Origin of the sequence: Coprococcus sp. BIOML-A2, assembly GCF_009875795.1 — a bacterium.
In the GTDB taxonomy this organism is placed as follows: Bacteria; Bacillota; Clostridia; order Lachnospirales; family Lachnospiraceae; genus Coprococcus; species Coprococcus aceti.
The window spans coordinates 243,667-252,399 of sequence record NZ_WWSI01000004.1 but is presented as its reverse complement, the minus strand read 5'-3'; the positions used below and the strand labels follow the sequence as shown (position 1 = coordinate 252,399).

Here is an 8,733-nt window from a genome sequence, read left to right as displayed (position 1 = left end):
CTTTAACCCCGACAGAACAGAAATACACCTATGCCCAGAGCATGCAGCTTGAGGGGCAGACAGGCACTATCGGGCATCTGCGTGGTGACTTTGCCACAACGGGCTATGGCTTTTACACCACTTGGTTTGATACCAGACCCCAATGGAAATCTGACGAATTTAAGGCAGAGCTTGATACGGTCATCAATGCTTTACGGGAGGATAAAGGGCTTTTGCATAACCGCTATGATATGAGTGCGTTTGCAAGGCATTTTCCCGAAAGTGCTATCAAGGGTAACTATTGTATGGAGTACGGTTTCCGTGTGGATACGGAGAAACACGCTTTTCTGCTTCGGTGCAATCCCACCAAAGGCGACTATAATTTTTATTGCTATTGCTATGTGAAGGAATGGCTTGATAAGCATATCCAGAAAGCAGAACAAGGTATCCGATTTATTGACCCTCAATATAAAGAACTGTTCCGTATCCCCGACGGCGGAAAGGTCATTGTCACGACCTCTTGGGGAGAGAAACGGGAGTATCCCTGCCGCTTCATTGATGAATACCATACCGAAGTCGGCAGCAATCTGTACCACATCTGCGAGTTTGCCGAGCGTATGCAGAAAAACGGGGCGACCTATGAGCCGAAACCTGCGGAGCAAACGCCGCAGAAAGAACCGAAGCACAAGGATTTAGAACGATAAGGAGGATTTAGAATATGGCTGTTAATCAGAAAGCCGTCAAGGTCTTGAATAAGGTCTTGGAAGCAGGCTTTACCGATGAAAAAGCGATTGCCGCTATGACTATGGACGATATTCTTTCTATGCAGGGCATCACGGTTGGGGATATTACTCTCATCAATGACCTGCAAAAGAGCATTAAATCGAACAAGGTCATTTCTTTTCTTGGCGGTGGTGCGGAGTGAGCAAACAGGAATATTTGAAACAAAAACGATAAGGAGGTGTAGGTTGAATGGCTGCGAAGTATCAGCTAATCACAGAGCTGTATCGGCGTACAGGCGTTGCGGTTGCAAAAAATCCGCAGGCGTGGCAGGGCTTTCTGTCCTCTGCCTGCCGCAACTATAAATGCCGTTATGACGAACAGCTTTTAATATACGCCCAACGCCCCGATGCTGTCGCCGTTGCGAAGCTCGAAACTTGGAACAGGCAGTTCAAGCGTTGGGTCAATAAGGACAGCAAGGGTATTGCCGTATTTGACCCGAAAGGTCGCAGGAATACGCTGAAATACTATTTTGATGTGTCCGACACCCACGAGGGCTATTATGGCAGCCGCCCTGTTCCGATATGGCAGATGGATGAGCGATACGAGCAGGCTGTTATGGAAAGGCTCTCGGACAGGTTTGGAGATGTGGAAAGCACTGACCTTGCTTCTGCCTTAATGGAAACGGCAAAGAACGCCGTGGAGGACAATCTGCAAGACTATTTTTCTCAGTTAAAGGACTGCACGAAAGACAGCTTTTTGGAAGAACTGGACGACTTTAATATAGAAGTCATTTACAGGCGGCTGGCAGCAAACAGCGTTGCTTTTATGCTGATCAGCCGCTGCGGTCTGGATACGAATGAGTTTTTTGACCGAGAGGATTTTGCGGATATTGTAAATTTCAATACCCCTGCAATGATAAACGCCATCGGCGTTGCCACGAGCGATATTGCGGAAATGGCGTTACGGGAAATCTCACAGTCTATCCGAAATGTGCAAATGGCGGAAAAAGACCAGAATCGCACCTTTGCACAAAGAACGCAGGCTCAGTATGATAAAGGCAGACAACAACCCGAAAGGAGCGAATACAATGAGCGAAATCACTTACAGCAGACAGGGGGATTATCTTATTCCCGACCTAACATTACCGACAGAGCCAGAGCTTCCGCTTGGCAGGTACGCTTTGATGCACAGGGATTATCTGGAGAAGCACAAACGAGTGACCTATCTCAACCTGCTGACATCGGGCAGGCTGAACGGGCATCTGCACGAGGTAGAGCAGACAGCACTCCAGAGGTTGGAGCTTCTGACGAAGCAGCTCTCAGCCGAGCAGGGCGTAACAGAGGAACTGAAAGAGAAAGCTCCGATGCAGTGGGTCGGACTGATGAACAACATCCGCAGCCAAGCGGAGGAAGTGATACTGACCGAACTGATTTACAGGTAAGCGTTGCCAAAGATGATGAGGTCAGGGTCAATCTTCCAACCGTAGATGAACAAATCGAAATGATAGCAAAAGCAGAGGACGAAAATGCCTCTGCTTTTACTATTTCCAAAGAAGATATTGACTCCGTACTTCAAAAAGGCAGTGGCGTTGCGGACGGAAAATACCGCATCTACCGACAATTCCAAAAGGGCGAGGACAGACAGAAAAATATTGAGTTCCTTAAAAATGAGTATGGAACGGGCGGCGGTACGTACATCTTCCCCGATGGTTTCAGCGGTCACTCTTGGCATGACAGCAAAGGTCTTGCCATTGACCGAAACGGCACTTATACCAATCACGACCTTGTGTTGAAATGGTCACAGGTTGAAAAGCGTCTGCGTGAGCTGATTAAGGATAACCGCTATCTCAATCCAAAAGAAAAAGACCATTATGCCGATTATCTGGAGAGCGTGTCAGCTCCCCAATATGAGGTTGACACCCAGAGGAAAATAGCAAGGCAGCGTTTTATCGACGCCCACCGTGACCTGCCGCCTGCCGACAAACGGGATACCCTTGCTTTGCGGCTATCTGACTTTATCCGTGACTTGGACAGGTACGAAAAAGACCTGTTATCTGTTGTGGGACGAAGCGACCTTGCTGATATTACCGCTGAGCAAATGGAACAGCAACTGTCCGCCCCCTCAACTGTTCAACAGCTCATAGACTTTCTTGCACAGGTACAATGGAAAACGACCTCAGTTTTCAGCCGCAGTAATGGGTGGAAGTTTACCGAGGAATTAAGGGAGCTGCACCCACTCCGCTACCTCTACAATGAGGGCGATGTGGTGTATATCGGTGCGGATAAATATGAGATTGCAACACTTACCGAGGAAAAGGTCTATCTGCAAAATGCCGAATTCCCTATCTTGGGGCAGGAATACAGCCGAGCCGACTTTGAAGAAAAGCTAACGGAAAATCCTGCAAATGACCATCTGAAAGTGGTCGTAACCGAGAAACAGAGGACAGAAACACCGTCCGAGAAAAAGCAGGACGGAATACAGTTTTCTATCGGTTTTTCCGAACACCCTGCCTTTTATGACAGACAGCTTAATGACCGCTATACGGATTTGAGCTTTGCTCTGTGTAATAAGCTGCTTGGTATTTTGGACGAGAAACAGCACCGTGAGCGTGAGGGCGATAAAAATATCGGGTGGTATCACAAGACAGATTTTGTTATCAAGGCTGTTATCGGCGGCGAGGAATTTAACTATGAAGGGCGGTTTGATATTGGCGATGGTGAGGGCGATTTAATTGCCCACATTAAGAATTTTTACGATTATGCCTTATCGCCAAAGGGCGAACAGCTATATGGAGATGACCGAGAAAGCCTGCTCCGTGGCAGAGATGAGTTTATCCCATTCTTGGAACAGCACACCGAGCTGACCCAAGAGGATGAGAAGCTCCTTGATGAGATTATGGCTACCGAAAGTGATTGGTACAGGACAGCCGAGGAAGCCGAAGAAAAACCACAGGCGTATGCCGATATAATGAATGGCTCAGAAGCTCCTGCCATTGAAATGGAGCAATCCACAGACGACCTCATAGGCAGGGAAATCGCCATAGATAACCGTAAATATCTCATTGAGAACATTGGCAAAATCAGCGGCGATGTGTCCCTGCGTGACATCACATTCCAGAATAATGTGGGCTTTCCGATAAACCGAGTGGAGAAAATCGGCTATATCCAAAAGCTATTGGAACAGGAAAAAACCGAATTACCGTCCGAAGAAAAAACGGAAGCTCCTGCCGTTCCTGTTACTGACCGTCATAATTTCCGTATTACCGATGACGCTATCGGTGTCGGCGGAGCAAAAGAAAAGTTCCGTAACAACATGGCGGCAATCAACCTGCTGCACGAGCTTGAAATCGAAAACCGCCTTGCCACACCTGAAGAACAGGAGGTCTTATCTCAGTATGTCGGTTGGGGCGGTCTTCCTATGGCATTTGATGAACACAATGCGGCGTGGGCGGAGGAATTTAAGGAGCTATATGCCAGCCTATCCCCAGAGGAATACCGTGCCGCTATGGAGTCAACGCTGACCGCTTTTTATACGCCGCCTGTTGTTATCAAGGCGATGTATGACGCACTTGACCGCCTGGGCTTTTTACAGGGAAATATCTTGGAGCCATCCTGCGGGACAGGCAATTTCTTTGGTCTGCTTCCCGAAAGTATGCAAAACAGCAAGCTCCACGGCGTGGAAATCGACTCTCTCACAGGCAGGATTGCAAAGCAGCTCTACCAAAAAGCGAACATTGCCATTGAGGGCTTTGAGAAAACAAATCTCCCAGACGACCATTTTGATGTAGTCCTCGGCAATGTGCCTTTTGGGGAGATAAGGGTCAATGACAGCCGATACAACGCCCAGAAATTTCTCATACACGACTACTTTTTTGCAAAGGCTCTGGATAAAGTCCGTGCCGGCGGCGTTGTGATGTTCATTACCTCAAAGGGTACGATGGATAAAGCAAGTCCAGAGGTACGCAAGTATATCGCCCGGAGAGCCGTGCTTTTAGGTGCTATCCGTTTGCCTGACAACACCTTTAAGGCAAACGCAGGCACGGAGGTCACGAGCGATATTCTTATCCTGCAAAAGCGTGACCGAGTGATGGATATAGAGCCAGACTGGGTACACCTTGATACGGACGAAAACGGTGTTACGATGAACAGATATTTTGTCGAACACCCCGAAATGGTGTTGGGCGAAATAAAGATGGAAAGCACACGCTTTGGTACTTTTGAGCCTGTTTGTAAAGCCCGTAAGGATATACCACTTTCCGAGTTTCTGTCCAATGCAGTTCAGAGGATAAACGGCGAAATCCCAGAGCTTGATAATGGGGTTGATGAAATCTCTGATGAGCAGGAGCTTTCCGTTCCTGCTGACCCGAATGTGCGTAACTTCTCTTTTACTCTGGTGGATGGCAGGGTTTACTTCCGAGAGAATGACCGTATGCAACCTGCTTCTGTGTCGATGACCGCAGAAAACCGTATCAAAGGGCTTATCCAAATCCGTGACTGTGTTCGTAAGCTCATTGAGTATCAGACCGATGACTACCCAGAGGAAATGATACGCACCGAGCAGGAAAACCTCAACCGTCTGTATGATGTTTATACCGCAAAATACGGTCTAATCAACAGCCGAGGAAACTATCTTGCTTTTGCTTCAGATGAGAGCTACTTCCTTTTATGTTCTCTGGAGGTGCTTGATGATGAGGGTAACTTCAAACGGAAGGCAGATATGTTCACAAAGCGGACTATCAAACCCCATCGAGAAGTAACTTCGGTTGAAACCGCAAGCGAAGCCCTTGCCCTCTCTATCGGAGAGAAAGCCCGTGTTGATTTGCCTTATATGGAGCAGCTCGCAGGCAAAACGCAGGCTGAGCTTGTGCAGGATTTACAAGGTGTTATCTTCAAAGTACCGAACTGTGAGCCTGTTTCCTATGTAGCCGCAGACGAGTATCTGTCGGGCAATGTCCGAAACAAACTGACGATTGCGGAGCTTGCTGCGAAGAATGACCCAGAGCTTGCAGTCAATGTGGAAGCATTGAAAAAGGTCATTCCCAAAGACCTATCGGCGGCAGAAATCTCTGTCCGTCTGGGTGCGACTTGGATACCGCAGGAAGATATACAGCGGTTTGTGATGGAGCTTTTAACTCCGTCAAGCTATGCCGCAGGCAGATTAAAGGTACGATACACCCCGATAAACGGAGACTGGTTCATAGAGAATAAAAGCTCCGATATGGGGAATGTAAAGGCGGACAGCACCTATGGTACGAAAAGGGCTTCCGCATATCGTATTATTGAGGACACCTTAAACCTGCGTGACACCCGTATCTTTGATTATGTGTATGACGAACACGGCAATAAAAAAGCGGTGTTCAATGCAAAGGAAACTACGGCGGCACAGGCGAAGCAGGAAGCCATCAAGCAGGCATTTCAGGATTGGATATGGAAAGACCCAGAACGGCGAAACCGCCTTGTCCGTTATTACAACGACACTTTTAACTCTGTGCGACCCCGTGAATATGACGGAAGCCATATCACTTTCGGAGGTATCAGCCCAGAAATCACACTAAGACCCCATCAAGTCAACGCCATCGCCCATATCCTTTATGGCGGCAATACGCTCCTTGCCCATAAGGTGGGAGCAGGCAAAACCTTTGAAATGGTAGCCGCCGCACAGGAAAGCAAACGGCTCGGCTTATGCCAGAAATCCATGTTTGTTGTGCCAAATCATCTTGTCGGTCAGTGGGCTTCCGAGTATCTGCGGCTCTATCCGAGTGCAAATATACTTGTGACAACAAAGCGAGATTTTGAAACGGGAAATCGCAAGAAGTTCTGCGGTAGGATTGCCACAGGCGACTATGATGCAGTCATTATTGGGCATTCTCAGTTTGAAAAAATTCCGATGAGCATAGAACGACAGCGGGAACAGTTGGAGAAGCAGCTTGATGATATTGAGCGTGGCATTGACGATGTGCAGGCTTCCAAAGGCGAGCAGTTCACGGTCAAACAGCTAATGAAAACCCGAAAGGCAATCAAGACGAAGCTCGAAAAGCTTAACGACACCAAGCGTAAGGATACGGTTATCGACTTTGAACAGCTCGGCGTTGACAGGCTTTTCATTGATGAGAGCCATTTTTATAAGAATTTGTACCTCTACACCAAGATGCGAAATGTAGGCGGTATCGCCCAGACCGAAGCCCAGAAATCAAGCGACCTCTTTATGAAATGCCGCTATCTGGACGAAATCACGGGCAACCGTGGCACGGTTTTCGCAACGGGTACGCCTGTCAGCAATTCAATGGTTGAGCTGTACTCCGTTCAGAGGTACTTGCAGTATGACACCCTTGCACAGAACGGTTTGCAGCATTTTGACAGTTGGGCTTCTACCTTTGGAGAAACGGTTACAGCTCTGGAATTAGCACCCGAAGGCACGAATTATCGAGCCAAGACGAGGTTTGCCAAGTTCTATAATCTGCCAGAGCTGATGCAGATGTTCCGTGAGGTGGCGGATATACAGACCGCCGATATGCTAAAGCTCCCCGTGCCAAAGGTCAATTATCGCAATATTAAGACCAAGCCAAGCGAGATACAGACCGAAATGGTAGCTTCCCTTGCGAAGCGGGCTGAGAAAGTCAGGGCAAGGCTTGTCGAGCCGAACATCGACAATATGCTCAAGATAACCAATGACGGGCGGAAACTGGCTCTTGACCAGAGAATGATTGACCCGATGCTGCCAGATGACCCAGACAGTAAAGTCAATGCCTGCGTGGATAATGTGTACCGTATCTGGGAGGAACACGCCGATACCAAAGCGACACAGCTTGTGTTCTGCGACCTGTCCACCCCGAAAAATGACGGTACTTTCAATGTCTACGACGATATGAGGGAGAAGCTGATAGCCCGTGGTATCCCGGCTGGGCAGATACGTTTTATTCACGAAGCGACCACCGATGCACAGAAAAAAGAGTTGTTCGGCAAGGTCAGAAGCGGCGAAGTCCGTGTGCTGCTCGGCTCTACTCCGAAGATGGGAGCAGGTACGAATGTGCAGGACAGGCTCATAGCAATCCATAACCTTGATTGTCCGTGGCGTCCTTCCGACCTTGAACAAAGGCAGGGACGTATTGAACGGCAGGGCAATATGTTCCCAGAGGTGGAGGTTTACCGCTATGTGACCGAGCAGACTTTTGATGCCTACCTCTATCAGTTGGTGGAGAGCAAACAGAAATTTATCAGCCAGATAATGACGAGCAAAAGCCCTGTCCGTTCTGCCGAAGATGTGGACGAGGTTGCCCTGTCCTTTGCGGAGGTTAAAATGCTTGCCACAGGCGATGCCCGTTTTAAGGAAAAGATGGATTTGGATATACAGGTTTCCAAGCTCCGAGTGTTAAAGCAGAGTTACCTTTCCGAGCATTACGACCTTGAGGACAGAGTGCTGAAATACTATCCCCAGACCATTAAGGAGTATGAGGAACGCATTGCAGGCTATGAAAATGATGCAGCTCTTGCCGAGCAGCACAAGCCGCAGGGTGAGGATAAGTTTTGCCCGATGACCCTAAAAGGCGTGACCTATACCGAAAAGGCAGATGCAGGCGAAATGCTCCTTGCAATCTGCAAGGACTATCCGATGTCTGCACCTACCGAAATCGGCAGCTATCGAGGTTTCCAAATGGAGATTTATTATGATACCGTCAACGCCCATTACTGTATGAACCTTTGCGGAAAAGCAAAGCATAAGGTTGATTTAGGTGCTGATGCCCTCGGAAATCTGACCCGAATCGAGAACGAGCTGTCAAAGCTCCCCGTCAGACTGGAAGCAGCTAAGACCAAAAAGGCGGAAACTATCGCACAGCTTGAAACCGCAAAGGAGGAAATCAAGAAGCCTTTTGCCTTTGAAGATGAGCTGAAAGAAAAAACAGAACGGCTGAACGCTCTTAACATTGAGCTGAATCTGAATGAAAAAGATACTTCCGTTATGGATACCGAGCCAGAGCAGGCAGAAGAACAGCCCGAAAGAAAATGTGCAAGTCGAGAGAGATAATGCGGTTTG

General features: G+C 48.2%; 4 protein-coding genes. All 4 read left to right on the top strand.

Translation table 11 applies throughout. The features are described from left to right. Window positions 1–683: hypothetical protein (locus GT575_RS10675; protein ID WP_161171979.1), on the top strand; the 683-nt coding region annotated here is incomplete at its 5' end. A gap of 14 nt (window positions 684–697) precedes the next feature. Next, window positions 698–904 carry a hypothetical protein gene (locus GT575_RS10670; protein ID WP_025577652.1) on the top strand — a complete coding sequence of 69 codons (207 nt, stop codon included), beginning with the start codon at window positions 698–700 and terminating at the stop codon, window positions 902–904. 786 nt (window positions 905–1,690) lie between these two features. Further along, the gene (locus GT575_RS15180) at window positions 1,691–2,143 is read left to right on the top strand and encodes a TnpV protein (RefSeq protein ID WP_330577057.1); all 453 of its coding nucleotides are present in this window, start codon (window positions 1,691–1,693) and stop codon (window positions 2,141–2,143) included. A 59-nt stretch (window positions 2,144–2,202) separates the two neighbouring features. After that, the gene (locus GT575_RS10665; RefSeq protein WP_330577058.1) at window positions 2,203–8,724 is read left to right on the top strand and encodes an LPD25 domain-containing protein; all 6,522 of its coding nucleotides are present in this window, start codon (window positions 2,203–2,205) and stop codon (window positions 8,722–8,724) included. Window positions 8,725–8,733: the final 9 nt, after the last annotated feature.

Coding starts and splice junctions, on each gene's coding strand:
- GT575_RS10670 (WP_025577652.1), top strand. CDS start 698: ATGGCTGTTAATCAGAAAGCCGTCAAGGTCTTGAATAAGGTCTTGGAA.
- GT575_RS15180 (WP_330577057.1), top strand. CDS start 1,691: ATGTGCAAATGGCGGAAAAAGACCAGAATCGCACCTTTGCACAAAGAA.
- GT575_RS10665 (WP_330577058.1), top strand. CDS start 2,203: ATGATAGCAAAAGCAGAGGACGAAAATGCCTCTGCTTTTACTATTTCC.